The organism is Pseudomonas sp. S3_C06 (genome assembly GCF_054667675.1).
Genome location: NZ_CP162747.1, coordinates 2665858 through 2679958 on the forward strand (window position 1 = coordinate 2665858; position 14101 = coordinate 2679958).

General features: G+C 59.4%; 14 protein-coding genes. All 14 read right to left on the reverse strand.

The features are described 5' to 3' along the window. Positions 1-28: 28 nt before the first annotated feature. On the reverse strand, positions 29-820 hold the full coding sequence (locus AB4N44_RS11580) for an amidohydrolase (RefSeq protein WP_127929660.1): 792 nt from the start codon (positions 818-820) through the stop codon (positions 29-31). Beyond that, complete coding sequence (locus AB4N44_RS11585; RefSeq protein WP_460108864.1) at positions 808-1956, reverse strand: pyridoxal phosphate-dependent aminotransferase; 1149 nt, start codon at positions 1954-1956, stop codon at positions 808-810. The genes AB4N44_RS11580 and AB4N44_RS11585 overlap by 13 nt, the downstream gene beginning before the upstream one ends. Positions 1957-2191: 235 nt before the next feature. Next, positions 2192-3661 (reverse strand): ribosome biogenesis GTPase Der, encoded by a 1470-nt coding sequence (gene der, locus AB4N44_RS11590; protein ID WP_034156263.1) that lies wholly within the window; start codon positions 3659-3661, stop codon positions 2192-2194. 237 nt (positions 3662-3898) lie between these two features. Then, a complete protein-coding gene (gene bamB, locus AB4N44_RS11595) occupies positions 3899-5050 on the reverse strand; it encodes an outer membrane protein assembly factor BamB (RefSeq protein ID WP_034156262.1) in 1152 nt (383 codons plus the stop codon). Further along, entirely contained in the window at positions 5043-5684 is a 642-nt protein-coding gene (locus AB4N44_RS11600; protein ID WP_007916865.1) for a YfgM family protein, read from the reverse strand. Before AB4N44_RS11600 ends, bamB begins: the two co-directional genes overlap by 8 nt. A gap of 41 nt (positions 5685-5725) precedes the next feature. Next, on the reverse strand, positions 5726-7015 hold the full coding sequence (hisS, locus tag AB4N44_RS11605) for a histidine--tRNA ligase (protein WP_460108862.1): 1290 nt from the start codon (positions 7013-7015) through the stop codon (positions 5726-5728). Positions 7016-7052: 37 nt separating this feature from the next. Next, positions 7053-8162 carry a flavodoxin-dependent (E)-4-hydroxy-3-methylbut-2-enyl-diphosphate synthase gene (gene ispG / locus AB4N44_RS11610; protein WP_003227888.1) on the reverse strand — a complete coding sequence of 370 codons (1110 nt, stop codon included), beginning with the start codon at positions 8160-8162 and terminating at the stop codon, positions 7053-7055. Between the two features lie 3 nt (positions 8163-8165). After that, a complete protein-coding gene (locus tag AB4N44_RS11615; protein WP_127929662.1) occupies positions 8166-9209 on the reverse strand; it encodes a RodZ domain-containing protein in 1044 nt (347 codons plus the stop codon). After that, a complete protein-coding gene (gene pilW / locus AB4N44_RS11620) occupies positions 9209-9967 on the reverse strand; it encodes a type IV pilus biogenesis/stability protein PilW (RefSeq protein ID WP_007916880.1) in 759 nt (252 codons plus the stop codon). Before pilW ends, AB4N44_RS11615 begins: the two co-directional genes overlap by 1 nt. Positions 9968-9979: 12 nt before the next feature. Further along, positions 9980-11128: a dual-specificity RNA methyltransferase RlmN gene (rlmN, locus tag AB4N44_RS11625; protein ID WP_016984373.1), complete on the reverse strand. Its 1149-nt coding sequence runs from the start codon at positions 11126-11128 to the stop codon at positions 9980-9982. Between the two features lie 28 nt (positions 11129-11156). Further along, positions 11157-11582 (reverse strand): nucleoside-diphosphate kinase, encoded by a 426-nt coding sequence (gene ndk / locus AB4N44_RS11630; RefSeq protein ID WP_007916882.1) that lies wholly within the window; start codon positions 11580-11582, stop codon positions 11157-11159. 87 nt (positions 11583-11669) lie between these two features. Beyond that, positions 11670-11870, reverse strand: a complete 201-nt coding sequence (gene iscX / locus AB4N44_RS11635) for a Fe-S cluster assembly protein IscX (RefSeq protein ID WP_077574428.1) — start codon at positions 11868-11870, stop codon at positions 11670-11672. 14 nt (positions 11871-11884) lie between these two features. Beyond that, positions 11885-12226 carry an ISC system 2Fe-2S type ferredoxin gene (gene fdx / locus AB4N44_RS11640; RefSeq protein ID WP_007916885.1) on the reverse strand — a complete coding sequence of 114 codons (342 nt, stop codon included), beginning with the start codon at positions 12224-12226 and terminating at the stop codon, positions 11885-11887. After that, the gene (gene hscA, locus AB4N44_RS11645; RefSeq protein WP_160041718.1) at positions 12226-14091 is read right to left on the reverse strand and encodes a Fe-S protein assembly chaperone HscA; all 1866 of its coding nucleotides are present in this window, start codon (positions 14089-14091) and stop codon (positions 12226-12228) included. The genes fdx and hscA overlap by 1 nt, the downstream gene beginning before the upstream one ends. Between the last annotated feature and the right edge of the window lie 10 nt (positions 14092-14101).

Consider the following 14101-nt stretch of genomic DNA (forward strand, 5'->3'; position numbering starts at 1 on the left):
ACGCAGAGCGTGGGAACGATCAGTTACCTCAGGTGAACTCGAATGTGTCGGCATCCAGATTCGCCGGGAAACGCTCGCGATACGCCGCCAGTGGCGCCGCCTCAAGCACGACCTTGAACACCCCGTCGGCCTCCCCCGCCGCCAGCAACGTTTCACCCTGGAAATCCAGCACCTGACTGTCTCCGGTATACGCGAAACCCTTGCCGTCGGTACCAACGCGATTCACCGCCGCCACATAGCAAAGGTTCTCGATCGCCCGAGCAGGCAACAGTCGGTTCCAGTGCAACCGTCGCGCACCCGGCCAATTCGCCGTGTACAGCAGCAGATCCGTATCTTGCGCATCGCGGCTCCACACCGGAAAACGCAGGTCGTAACAAATCAGCGGGCGGATCCGCCAGCCCTTGAGTTCGAACTGCACCTGGCGTTCGCCGGGAGTGTAGTGGTTGTGCTCACCGGCCATGCGGAACAGGTGGCGCTTGTCGTAGTGCAGCACTTCGCCGTCCGGCCGTGCCCATAGCAAGCGATTGCGATGGCTGCCGTCAGCCGCCTGAATGATCACACTGCCGGTGATCACTGCATCGAGCTTCGCCGCCTGAACCCGTAGCCATTTGTGCGTCGGACCGTTCTCGGCTTCGGCGAGGGTTTCCGATTCCATGGAAAAACCGGTGGTGAACATCTCCGGCAGGATGATCAGATCAGCGCCCTGCGCCTGCTCCAGCAACTGCTCGAAATGCTCGAAATTGGCCTGACGGTCATGCCAGGCCAGGCTGGTCTGGATCAGCGCCAGGTTCAGATCGGGTAACGCACTCAGATCACGCATAGTTTTGCCGCCGCTTCGCGCAGCGTCTCCTCGCGTTTGGCAAAGCACAGGCGCACCAGGCGCTGGCCTTCGGGTGGGCTTTGATAGAAGACCGACACTGGAATACTCGCCACGCCGTGTTCGCGGGTCATCCACATGGCCATCTCGACGTCATTCAGGTCGGGGCGGATCTGCGAGTAATCCACCAACTGAAAATAAGTGCCGGCGACACGGCTGAAAGTGAAGCGCGACGGCGCCAGCAGATCGCAGAACAGATCGCGTTTGGCCTGATAGAAAGCAGGCAGCTCTTCGACGTGTTCGGGATGCTCGGCCATGTAATCGGCCAGCGCGTATTGCAGCGGTGTGACGCCGCAGAAACTGACGTACTGGTGCACCTTGCGCAACTCGGCCGTCAGCGCTGGCGGCGCGACGACGTAGCCGGTTTTCCAACCAGTGACGTGATAGGTCTTGCCGAACGAGCTGACCACGAACGCGCGCTGATACAGTTCTTCATGGGCGAGCACGCTGACGTGCGGCACGCCGTCAAACACCAGGTGTTCATAGACTTCGTCGCTGATCAGGTAGATGTCGCGATCACGGATCAGCGCCGCCAGTTGATCCAGCTCCGCACGGCTGATCAGTGCACCGCTCGGGTTATGCGGGGTATTGATGACGATCATTTTCGTGCGCGGGCTCAGGGCCGCAGCGAGCTGGTCGAAATCGATGGAGAAGTCGTCCGGGTTCAACTGCACATGCACGCAACAACCGCCCGCCAACTCCGTGGCCGGCTCGTAGCTGTCGTAGCACGGATCGAACACGATGACTTCGTCGCCGCTGTGGATAACCGCTTGAATCGCACAGAAGATCGCCTGGGTCGCGCCCGGCGTCACGGTCACTTCGTTGTCGGCATTGACCTGCACGCCATAGCTGCGAGCGATTTTCGCCGCAATCTGCTCGCGCAGCGCCGGCAGCCCGGTCATCGGCGAATACTGGTTGTGGCCACTGGCAATGTGCCGACCGACCGCATCGCGCAACGACTGCGGGCCGTCAAAATCAGGAAAACCCTGGGACAGGTTGATCGCGCCGGTTTGCGCGGCGAGCTGAGACATCTGCGTGAAAATAGTGATGCCGACATTCGGCAGCTTACTGGTGATCATCGGGGGTTCCCTGCTCAACACCCGGCTCTGACGACGGCGCGGGAGAGCCCGAGGATAGCCCATCCGCCGCCCATAAAAAAAGGGCGCCGGATGGCACCCTTCTCTCATGTTGATCGTTCCCACGCTCTGCGTGGGCATGCAGCCTTGGACGCTCTGCGTCCACCGCTTATGTGACGCAGAGCGTCACGGGATACATTCCCACGCGGAGCATGGGAACGATCAGCGAGCCGCGACCTTATTTCTTGTCGCGGCGCTTCTTGTCGGCTTTCTTGTGGTGCGACATCAAGCGACGCTTCTTGTTGACCTGGCGGTCGGTCAGCGTGGTCTTGTTGCCTTCGTACGGGTTCTCGCCGCCCTTGAACTCGATGCGGATCGGCGTACCGACCAGCTTCAGCACACGACGGTAAGTGTTCTCCAGATAGCGCACATACGACTTCGGCACTTTCTCGATCTGGTTACCGTGGATCACGATGATCGGCGGGTTCGCACCACCCAAGTGGGCATAACGCAGCTTGATCCGGCGGTTGTTGACCATCGGTGGCGCGTGCTCGCCAACGGCGTCTTCGAGAATCTGGGTCAGACGGTTGGTCGGCCAGCGGGTGACCGCCGACTTGAACGAGTTCTGCACGGAAGCGTAGAGGTTGCCCACGCCAGTGCCGTGCAGTGCCGAGATGAAGTGGATGTCGGCGTAATCAACGAAGAACAGACGACGTTGCAGCTCGACTTTGACGTAGTCGCGCTCGCTCGGCGTCATGCCATCCCACTTGTTGATCGCGATGACCAGCGCACGACCCGACTCGATGGCAAAACCGAGCAGGTTGAGGTCGTGATCGACCACGCCTTCGCGCGCATCCATCACGAAGATCACTACGTTGGCGTCTTTGATCGCCTGCAGGGTTTTGACCACGGAGAATTTTTCAACTTCTTCGTGGATCTTGCCGCGCTTGCGCACACCAGCGGTGTCGATCAGCGTGTACTTCTCTTCATTGCGTTCGAACGGAATGTAGATACTGTCGCGCGTGGTGCCGGGTTGGTCATAGACGATAACCCGGTCTTCACCAAGCATGCGGTTGACCAGCGTCGATTTGCCGACGTTCGGACGGCCGATGATGGCGATCTTGATCCCGTCTTTTTCGCTTGGGCCAGGAATGCGCTTGGCTTCCTCGCCTTCGGCAACGATCTCTTCTTCGCCTTCTTCCGGCTCTTCTGCGTCTTTGGGGAAATCACCCAAGGCGATTTCCAGCATCTGCGTGATGCCACGGCCGTGAGCACCGGCGATCGGGATCGCGTGGCCCATGCCCAACGGAGCGAACTCAGCGCGGGCCATTTCCGGGTCGATGTTGTCGACCTTGTTGGCGACCACGTAGGAACGCTTGTTACGTTTGCGCAGGTGTTCGGCGATCATCTGGTCGGCGGCGGTGAAACCGGCCTTGGCATCTACCAGGAACAGCACAACATCCGCTTCTTCAATGGCCAGCAGCGACTGCTCGGCCATTTTTTCGTCCATACCGTGCTCGTCACCGGAGATACCACCGGTGTCGACCAGAATGTAGGAACGCCCTTGCCACTTGGCCTCACCGTACTGGCGATCACGGGTCAGACCGGACAAGTCGCCGACGATGGCGTCACGAGTCCTGGTCAGGCGGTTGAACAAGGTGGACTTGCCGACGTTCGGTCGGCCCACCAGGGCGATTACGGGAACCATGCGGCTCTCCACTTCGTTATTTCAGAAAATACAAAAGCCGCTGCGAGGCAGCGGCTGGTGCTCGGGGCAACACTGTGGGTGTTCTCTGTGGGAGCGAGTCTGCTCGCGAAAAACGCCAAGGCACCGCGTTTATTCAGGCCGTCTGCGTAATCGTTGACGCCCATCGCGAGCAGGCTCGCTCCCACATTCATACTCACAAGTGAAGCTGCCTGGGGGTGTTAACCCCAAGCATAGTTGTTACTTGATGGTCAGGGCTTCCAGTTTGCCGCTGTTGCCATATACATAAATCGTGTCACCCACCACCAGCGGACGGGCACGCAGGCCGTCGCTGTCGATGCGCTCACGGCCGACGAAACGACCGTCAACCTGACTCAGCAGGTGCAGATAACCTTCCAGGTCACCCACTGCAACATAGCTGGAGAACACTTCCGGAGCCGACAGTTGACGGCGAGCCAGCGAATCGTTGCTCCACAATGCTGTGGTGGAACGCTCGTCGACGCCTTCAACGGTGCCCGAAGACAGGCTCACGTAAACGCTGCCGAAACCCTGAGCGATACCGGCGTAGCTCGACGCATCGCGCTGCCAGAGTTGACGACCGCTTTCCAGGTCCAGTGCCGCAACGCGACCCTGGTAGCTGGCAACGTACAGGGTGCCGCCGGACAGCAGCAGACCGCCGTCGATGTCGACCACGCGCTCCAGTTCCGAACGACCTTGTGGAATCGCAATGCGTTGTTCCCACACCGGCACGCCGTTGGAAATGTCCAGAGCAACCACTTTACCGGTCGACAGACCAGCCACCGCGAGGCGGTTGGTCACCAACGGGGCACTGGTGCCACGCAGGGTCAGTACGGCCGGGGTGCTGTCATACACCCAGCGCTGGGTACCGGTGGAGGCATCCAGGCCGATCAGACGATCGTCCTGAGTCTGCACCACTACGACGTCACCGTTGTTAGCCGGCGGCGCGAGGACTTCGCTGTTTACGCGAGCACGCCACTTCTCTTCACCGTTGCTGGTGTCCAGAGCGACGACTTCGCCACGCAGGGTGCCGATCAGAACCAGACCGTAACCCACGCCAACGGCGCCGGAGACAGGCAGGTCAAGATCCTGCTTCCATTTCACGTCGCCATTGCCGCGATCCATGGCCATCACCACGCCGGTCACATCAGCGGCGTAGATGGTGTCACCGTCGATCGCCGGCACCAGCATGTTGTAGGTTTCGCCCTGACCGTCACCGATCGAACGACTCCACTGCTTGTGCAGAACCACTTCTTCTTTGAAGTCGGTCAGTTCAGCCGGTGGCAATTCTTTCTTGCTGTTGCTGCTGCAACCCGCGGCCAGAAGGGCCAGAGCCAGCAATGCTGCATGCTTCCAACGGATCACGTCACGCATCCCCTTTGGCCAGGTCGTCGAGCTTGATTTGAAGGCCACCGACCGCCGCTTCATCCGACAGTGCCGCCTTGGCTTTTTGATACGCCTTGTTCGCGTCATCGGTACGGCCCAGCTGCACCAGCAGGTCGCCCTTGAGTTCTTCGCGAGTGGCAAGGAACGCTTTGTCGGCATCGCCGTCGAGCAGTTTCAGGCCGTCTTCAGCCTTGTTCTGCGCGCCAAGCACCTGCGCCAGACGCTGACGGGCGATTTCGCCCAGCGCCGGGTTGGCCGGTTTGTCGACGATGGCTTTCAGCTCGGTCGCGGCGTCATCCAGCTTGCCGCTGTCGACCGCCACTTTGGCCACGAACAGGCTGCCGTACTGCGCGTATGCAGAACCGCCGAATTCGCTGTTGAGCTTGCCGGCCAGGTCCGCAACGCGGGCCGCATCAGGCTTGCCGTCAGGCGTCAGCGTGGTTTCCAGCAATTGCTGATAGAGCACCGAGGCGCCTTGCGACTGGTTGCTCTGATACTTGTGATAAGCCTGCCAGCCGAACACGATGACCAGCGCCAACAGGCCGCCGGTGACCAGAGGTTTGCCGTTGCGTGTCCACCAGTCCTTCAAATCCGCCAACTGTTCGTCTTCGGTACTCGACACCCCAATACTCCTTAATCGCTAAATCGGCTGTTTGGACAGCTTCAACCCTGCACGACGCAGGTGGCCAGGTGAGCGGCGAGCGCATCCCAGGCAATGCTTTGTTGTTCGCCCTGGCCACGCAGGGGTTTGAAACCTACCACTTGCTCGGCCATTTCGTCGTCACCGAGGATCAGTGCGTACAGCGCACCGCTCTTGTCGGCCTTCTTGAACTGGCTTTTGAAGCTGCCGGCGCCGGCATTGACTTGCAGACGCAGGTTTGGAAGTTGATCGCGAACCCGTTCAGCCAGAGCCAGACCGGCCAGCTCGGCTTCTTCACCGAAGGCGCAGAGGTAGACATCGACCTGACGGGAGATTTCTTCCGGAATCTGCTCAAGGGTTTCCAGCATCAAAACCAGACGCTCGATGCCCATGGCGAAACCAACGCCAGTGGTCGGCTTGCCGCCCATCTGCTCGACCAGACCGTCGTAACGGCCACCGGCGCAGACAGTGCCTTGGGCGCCGAGCTTGTCGGTGACCCATTCGAAAACGGTTTTGCTGTAGTAATCGAGGCCGCGAACCAGTTTCGGGTTGAGCACGTACGGAATGCCGACGGCATCCAGACGCGCTTTCAAACCTTCGAAGTGCGCACGCGACTCGTCATCGAGGTAGTCGGCCATTTTCGGCGCATCAACCAGCACCGCTTGAGTGTCGGCATTTTTCGTGTCGAGCACGCGCAGCGGGTTGGTTTTCAGGCGACGCTGGCTGTCTTCGTCGAGCTTGTCGTGGTGCGCCGAGAGGTACTCGACCAGCGCTTCACGATAACGCCCACGGGACTCGCTGGTACCCAGACTGTTGAGCTCGAGCTTGACCGCATCACGGATACCCAACTCGCCCCACAGGCGCCAGGTCATGGTTATCAGCTCGGCGTCGATGTCCGGACCGTCGAGGTTGAACACTTCCAGACCGATCTGGTGGAACTGGCGATAACGGCCTTTCTGCGGACGCTCGTGGCGGAACATCGGGCCGATGTACCAGAGTTTCTGTACCTGGCCACCGCCGGTGATGCCGTGCTCAAGCACAGCACGCACGCACGCCGCGGTGCCTTCCGGACGCAAGGTCAGGGAGTCGCCGTTGCGGTCTTCAAAGGTGTACATCTCTTTTTCGACGATGTCGGTCACTTCACCGATCGAGCGTTTGAACAGCTCGGTGAACTCGACGATCGGCATACGGATCTGCTTGTAACCGTAGTTATCCAGCAGACGCGCAACGGTGCCCTCGAAATAACGCCACAGCGGGGTCTGTTCGGGCAGGATGTCGTTCATGCCACGAATGGCTTGCAGAGACTTGCTCACTTTAAATCCTTAAATTCGTTCGGCGCTTCAGTCAGGCTCAGCCGCGCGCAATAACCGCAGCGTCAGCTTCGACCTTTTCGGCCGCTTTCTGGCGGATCAGCTTTTCCAGCTCGTCCACCAGATTGTCATTCGTCAGTTTCTGCGACGGCTTGCCGTCGATGTAAATCAGGTTTGGCGTGCCGCCGGTCAAGCCGATATGGGCTTCCTTGGCTTCGCCGGGGCCGTTGACCACACAACCGATTACCGCGACATCCAGCGGCACCAGCAGGTCTTCAAGGCGCCCTTCCAGCTCGTTCATGGTTTTCACCACATCGAAGTTCTGCCGCGAGCAGCTCGGGCAGGCGATGAAGTTGATGCCACGGGAACGCAGATGCAAAGACTTGAGAATGTCGTAACCGACCTTCACTTCCTCGACCGGATCGGCCGCCAGCGAGATGCGGATAGTATCGCCAATCCCCTCGGCGAGCAGCATACCTAGGCCCACGGCGGATTTCACTGTGCCCGAGCGCAATCCACCGGCTTCGGTGATGCCCAGGTGCAGTGGCTGGACGATTTCTTTCGCCAGCAAGCGGTAGGCTTCGACGGCCATGAACACGTCGGAGGCTTTCACGCTGACCTTGAAGTCCTGGAAGTTCAGGCGTTCGAGATGCTCAACGTGACGCAGAGCGGACTCAACCAGCGCGGCTGGCGTCGGCTCGCCATATTTCTTCTGCAGGTCTTTTTCCAGGGAACCGGCGTTGACGCCGATGCGGATCGGAATGCCGCGATCACGTGCCGCATCGACCACCGCACGAACACGATCTTCGCGACCGATGTTGCCCGGGTTGATGCGCAGGCAGTCCACACCCAATTCGGCTACGCGCAGGGCGATCTTGTAGTCGAAGTGGATGTCGGCAACCAACGGCACTTTGACCAGTTGCTTGATCTTGCCAAACGCCTCGGCGGCGTCCATGTCCGGTACCGAAACGCGAACGATGTCGACGCCGGCGGCTTCCAGACGATTGATTTGCGCAACAGTGGCGGCAACGTCATTGGTGTCGCTGTTGGTCATGCTCTGCACCGCGATCGGCGCATCGCCGCCCACCGGTACGTTGCCGACCCAGATCTTGCGCGAAACGCGACGTTTGATTGGAGATTCGCCGTGCATGACTTATTGACCCAACTTCAGGCGAGCAGTCTCGCCACTGGTGAACGGAGCGATATCGACCGGCTGGCCGTTGTAGCTGACCTGTGCGGCACGGGCAACGCCCAGACGTACGTTAAGCGGCGGCTTGCCGGAAACGGTGACGCTATCGCCTTTATGCTTCAGACCACTGAAAATCACTTTGCCACGGCCATCGGTCACTTGTGCCCAGCAATCGGCGCTGAACTGCAGTTGGACCTGACCGTCGCCAGCGACCGGAGCGGCCACTTCTGCGGTTGGTGCTGGTGTAGCAGGAACCACTGGAGCGGTAACGGTTGGCGCTGGGGTAGCAGGAACGGTTGGCGCAGGAGTGGCCGGATTGGCGACAACCGGGGCTGGCGTATGAACCGGGGCGGACGGCGTTACAGCCGGAGCAACCGGTGCAGTTGGAGCGGTTGCCGGGGAGGCCACTTCGGCGCCAGTCGATTCAGCGGTAGTTTCAGACTGAGGCAATGCCAGTGCAGTCGAACTGTCGGCCTGATTTTCCTCGACAGCCTGATCTTCCGGCTCATCGATCGGATGAATCTGGGTGGTGCCGTCAGCACCTTCGACTTCAACGTGCTCAGGCGCCAGAGAAGCCAGATCCTTGGTACGCAGCGAGGTCTGATCCTGCCACCAGACGAAACCGCCGCCGATGACCGCGATCAGCAACAGCAGGCTGACAATACGCAGAATGGTATGGGAAACCCGCACCGGCTCTTCGATACGACCGAGGGCATGAACGTTGCTGCCCTGGGAATCGGTGCCGGTGGACTGGTCGAATTGCTGAACCAGAACGGTCTGGTCCATGCCGAGCAACTTGGCATAGGCGCGAATGTAACCGCGAGCGAAAGTATGCCCCGGCAGCTTGTCGAAAGCGCCGGCTTCAAGATTGCTCAGGGAGGTCACGGTGAGGTTGAGCTTGAGGGCCACTTCGGCCAGCGACCAGCCATTGCTTTCGCGGGCCTGGCGCAGGGTCTCACCGGGGTTAACGCGATTCGCTGCTACAACTTCGGGATGCGCCGCTTTCATCATTGCTCCGACAGGTATTGCTGATATTCCGGCGTACCGGGATAGAGTCGTTTTAATTGCAGGCCATAACTGGCGGCCTTGTCGCGATCTTCAAACACTTTTGCCAGCCGAACGCCGAGCAATAGACTACGTGCATTTTGTTCGGTCAGCAGGCTGAAACGGTCGTAATAGTCACGCGCGGGCACATAATGCCTGTCTTCGAAGGACAACTCAGCCATTTCCAGCAATGCGCGCGGTTGTTGGCGATTCAAGCGCAGTGCCTTTTCCAGCTGTTGCTGTGCCAGATCCCGCTGACCGAGCTTTGCTGCCGTCATGCCGAGGTTCTCGAACACACGCGAGCGCTCAGGATACAGGGTATCGGCCGCAGCCTGTTCAAAACGCTCGTAGGCTTCTTTATAACGCTGTTGTTCGTAGAGAAAACTGCCGTAGTTGTTGAGGATACGGGCATCGGCGGGACGGGAGGACAAAGCCTTGCGGAAGTGTTCGTCGGCCAGTTCCGGTTCCATTTCGGACTGAAACACCAAGCCGAGGGCCGCGTTGGCGTCAGGGTCGGAACCGTCGATTTCCAGCGCCTTCTTCAGCGGCACCTTGGCCCGCTCGGTCATGCCTTGCTGCAAGTACCCCAGCCCCAGCTGCACGTAGGCAGCCCGCGCTTCATCGCGGCCCTTGCTGGTCTTCATCGGGTTGTAGTCACCCGACAGGACACAACCAGCACACAGGCTGGCCAACAGCAACAGCAGCGCAAAGCGCAGGGACATAGAGATCCTCTCTTAATTTGTGTTCGCGGCGTTCTGTGCCAGATCGCTGTCGGCGCTCAACTCGCGCACGGCGATGTAACGTTCGCTGCGACGGGTGCGATCCAGCACCTGCCCTACCAATTGACCACATGCAGCGTCGATGTCTTCACCACGGGTGGTGCGGACAGTGACGTTGAAACCGGCCTGATGCAACTGATCCTGGAAACGACGGATCGCGTTGTTGCTCGGACGCTCGTACCCGGAGTGCGGGAACGGGTTGAACGGAATCAGGTTGATCTTGCACGGAATGTTCTTCAGCAGCTCGATCATCTCAACGGCGTGCTCAACCTTGTCATTGATGTCCTTGAGCAAGGTGTACTCGATGGTCAGCACACGTTTCTCGCCAAGGGCGGACATGTAGCGCTGGCACGACTCGAGCAGCATCTTAAGCGGATATTTCTTGTTGATCGGCACCAATTGGTTACGCAATGCGTCATTCGGTGCGTGCAGGGACAACGCCAGGGACACGTCGATGTGCTTGGCCAGCTCATCGATCATCGGCACCACACCCGACGTGGACAGGGTCACGCGGCGCTTGGAGATCCCGTAGCCGAGGTCATCCATCATCAGATGCATGGCGGCAACGACGTTGTCGAAGTTCAGCAGCGGCTCACCCATGCCCATCATCACCACGTTGGTGATGGCACGGTCGACGGTTGCCGGGACACTGCCGAAAGATTTGTTGGCAATCCACACCTGACCGATCACTTCGGCGGCGGTGAGGTTGCTATTGAAGCCTTGCTTGCCGGTGGAGCAGAAACTGCAATCCAGGGCACAGCCTGCCTGGGACGAAACGCACAGAGTGCCGCGTTTGCCCTGGGGAATGTATACGGTCTCGACGCAGCTGCCGGACGCCACGCGCACCACCCACTTACGGGTGCCGTCGCTGGAGATGTCCTCGCTGACCACTTCCGGACCACGGACCTCAGCAATAGCCTTGAGCTTGTCGCGCAAGGCCTTGCTGACGTTCGTCATGGCGTCGAAATCATCGACACCAAAGTGGTGAATCCATTTCATTACCTGACCGGCACGGAAACGCTTCTCCCCGATTGAGTCGAAGAATTTTTCCATTTCCTGTTGAGTCAGACCCAGCAGGTTGGTTTTTACAGTCGATGTAGTCATGGATTCACCTTCACTCTTAAGCCAATGCTTAGCGAGTGGTTACTTCAGTAGCTGCGAAGAAGTACGAGATTTCACGAGCAGCTGCGGCTTCGGAGTCCGAACCGTGAACAGCGTTGGCGTCGATGGAATCAGCGAAGTCAGCGCGGATGGTGCCGGCAGCAGCTTCTTTAGGGTTGGTAGCGCCCATCAGCTCACGGTTCAGAGCGATAGCGTTTTCGCCTTCCAGAACCTGAACAACAACAGGACCGGAGATCATGAAAGCAACCAGGTCGCCGAAGAAACCACGAGCGCTGTGCTCAGCGTAGAAGCCTTCAGCTTCAGCTTTGGACAGTTGCTTCAGTTTCGAAGCTACAACGCGCAGGCCGGCTTTTTCGAAACGAGTGGTGATTTCGCCGATGACGTTTTTTGCAACAGCGTCAGGCTTGATGATGGAGAAAGTGCGTTGAACAGCCATGGTGTAACTCCAGAAACGGTAATTTGCGAAAAATTAAACCCGCGAATTATACGCGGGTTCTTGGGTATTGCCTAACCTGCGAGACGATCAGTCCAATTCTTTGGCCCAGAGCTCCTGAACCGCTTCCAGCACCTTCTCGCCGACACGGCCAGAAGTGCTATCGAAGTCAGGCAGATCCAGGATCATCTGCTGCAGACGGACAAAACCTACAGAGTACGGATCGACGCCGGCGTGGGCCTCGGCCAGTTCTTCTGCAATACGTTGAACATCATTCCAACCGTAGCTCATGACAGTCTTACCAGTCAGTGCGGCGCTTCGGCCGCATGGTTAAGCGAATATTTCGGAATCTCGACGGTGATGTCTTCTTCACCAACGATAGCCTGACAGGCCAGACGCGATTGCGCTTCCAGACCCCAGGCACGATCGAGGAAATCTTCTTCCAGCTCGTCGGCCTCTTCCATCGAGTCGAAACCCTCACGGATGATGCAGTGGCAGGTAGTGCAAGCGCAGACGCCGCCGCAGGCGCTTTCCATCTCGATGTGGTGTTCGTGGGCCAGTTCGAGAATCGATGTGCCGGGCGCAGCCTCTACAACCATGCCTTCAGGGCAGAACTTCTCGTGGGGCAGAAAAATGACCTGCGGCATCAGATATCCTCGATTTCATTCAGATTGCGCCCCGACAGAGCGGCTTTCACCGTCAAATCCATGCGGCGGGCAGCAAAAGCATCGGTCACTTGCGACAGACGCTTGGTCTGCTGCTCGATGGCGTAACCATCGGTACCTTTCATCAGTTCAGCCAGTTCCTGCAGCTGCAGATCGATGACCATGCGCTCTTCGGCGTCGAGCAAACGCTCGCCATCAACCTCCAGAGCACCCTGCACCGCTTCGATCAGGCGTTGGGCATCGACTTGCTGCTCACGCAGAACACGGGCGACCTTGTCGTCATTAGCGTGCTGGAACGAATCCTTGAGCATCTTGGCGATTTCGCCGTCGGTCAGACCGTAAGACGGCTTGACCTGAATGCTCGCCTCAACGCCCGAACCCAACTCACGGGCAGACACGCTGAGCAGACCGTCGGCATCGACCTGGAAGGTCACGCGAATTTTCGCTGCGCCGGCCACCATCGCTGGAATGCCACGCAATTCGAAGCGCGCCAGCGAGCGGCAGTCACTGATCAGCTCGCGCTCACCCTGCAGAACGTGGATCGCCATGGCCGACTGGCCGTCTTTGTACGTAGTGAAATCTTGTGCGCGAGCGACGGGGATGGTGGTGTTGCGCGGAATCACCTTCTCCATCAAGCCGCCCATGGTTTCCAGCCCCAGGGACAGTGGAATCACATCAAGCAGCAGCAGTTCGCCGCCATCGCGCTTGTTGCCAGCCAGCGTATCCGCCTGGATCGCAGCACCGATGGCCACCACTTGATCCGGGTCGATTTCAGTCAGAGGCTGACGACCGAAGGCTTCAGCAACAGCTTCGCGAACACGCGGCACGCGAGTCGAACCGCCAACCATGACCACGGCGTGCACGTCTTCCAGCTCAATACCGGAATCGCGAACGGCGCGACGGCAGGCTTTCAGGCTGCGCGCGACCATTGGCTCGATCAACGCATCGAAGGCTTCGCGCGTCAGCGGCGCTTTCCAGTCGCCATAGACCACTTCAACGCTGGCCGCATCGGTCAGGGCTTCCTTGGCCGCGCAAGCGGTTTGCAGCAGATTGCGTTGTGCGCCCGGATCGAGATCGGCGGACAGGCCGGCGCTCTCGATGATCCAGCCGGCAATCGCGTGATCGAAATCATCGCCGCCCAGCGCGCTGTCGCCGCCAGTGGCCAGCACTTCAAAAACACCGCCAGTCAGACGCAGAATCGAAATATCGAAAGTACCGCCGCCGAGGTCATAAATTGCGACCAGGCCTTCGGCATGTTGATCCAGACCGTACGCCACAGCGGCCGCAGTCGGCTCGTTGAGCAGACGCAGCACGTTCAGACCGGCGAGTTTGGCCGCATCTTTGGTGGCTTGACGCTGAGCATCATCGAAGTAAGCCGGAACGGTGATCACCGCGCCAACCAGCTCGCCACCCAAGGTCGCTTCAGCGCGCTGACGCAGCACCTTGAGGATATCGGCGGAGACTTCGACCGGGCTTTTCGGGCCTTGCACGGTGTCGATGAACGGCATGTGCGATTCGCCACCGACAAAGCGGTACGGCAACTGGTCGCCCAATTGCTTGACGTCGGACAGACCACGACCCATCAAGCGCTTGACCGACAGCACAGTATTCAAAGGATCGGACGCGGCGGCCAGCTTCGCCGACTCGCCGACTTCGACGTGATCGGCGTGGTAACGCACAGCGGACGGCAGGATGACCTGCCCGTTTGCGTCGGCCAACGGTTCGGAAAGACCACTGCGCAACGCAGCGACCAGCGAATTGGTAGTGCCCAAGTCAATCCCCACAGCCAGACGACGCTGGTGCGGTTGAGGACTTTGGCCGGGTTCGGCGATCTGCAGTAGGGCCATCGTGATCAGG

Bases quoted from the DNA above. Each gene is read 5' to 3' on its own strand.
- AB4N44_RS11580 (WP_127929660.1), bottom strand. From the start codon at position 820: ATGCGTGATCTGAGTGCGTTACCCGATCTGAACCTGGCGCTGATCCAG.
- AB4N44_RS11585 (WP_460108864.1), bottom strand. From the start codon at position 1,956: ATGATCACCAGTAAGCTGCCGAATGTCGGCATCACTATTTTCACGCAG.
- fdx (WP_007916885.1), bottom strand. From the start codon at position 12,226: ATGCCGCAGGTCATTTTTCTGCCCCACGAGAAGTTCTGCCCTGAAGGC.
- hscA (WP_160041718.1), bottom strand. From the start codon at position 14,091: ATGGCCCTACTGCAGATCGCCGAACCCGGCCAAAGTCCTCAACCGCAC.
- iscX (WP_077574428.1), bottom strand. From the start codon at position 11,870: ATGAGCTACGGTTGGAATGATGTTCAACGTATTGCAGAAGAACTGGCC.
- bamB (WP_034156262.1), bottom strand. From the start codon at position 5,050: ATGCGTGACGTGATCCGTTGGAAGCATGCAGCATTGCTGGCTCTGGCC.
- der (WP_034156263.1), bottom strand. From the start codon at position 3,661: ATGGTTCCCGTAATCGCCCTGGTGGGCCGACCGAACGTCGGCAAGTCC.
- rlmN (WP_016984373.1), bottom strand. From the start codon at position 11,128: ATGACTACATCGACTGTAAAAACCAACCTGCTGGGTCTGACTCAACAG.
- ndk (WP_007916882.1), bottom strand. From the start codon at position 11,582: ATGGCTGTTCAACGCACTTTCTCCATCATCAAGCCTGACGCTGTTGCA.
- ispG (WP_003227888.1), bottom strand. From the start codon at position 8,162: ATGCACGGCGAATCTCCAATCAAACGTCGCGTTTCGCGCAAGATCTGG.
- AB4N44_RS11615 (WP_127929662.1), bottom strand. From the start codon at position 9,209: ATGAAAGCGGCGCATCCCGAAGTTGTAGCAGCGAATCGCGTTAACCCC.
- pilW (WP_007916880.1), bottom strand. From the start codon at position 9,967: ATGTCCCTGCGCTTTGCGCTGCTGTTGCTGTTGGCCAGCCTGTGTGCT.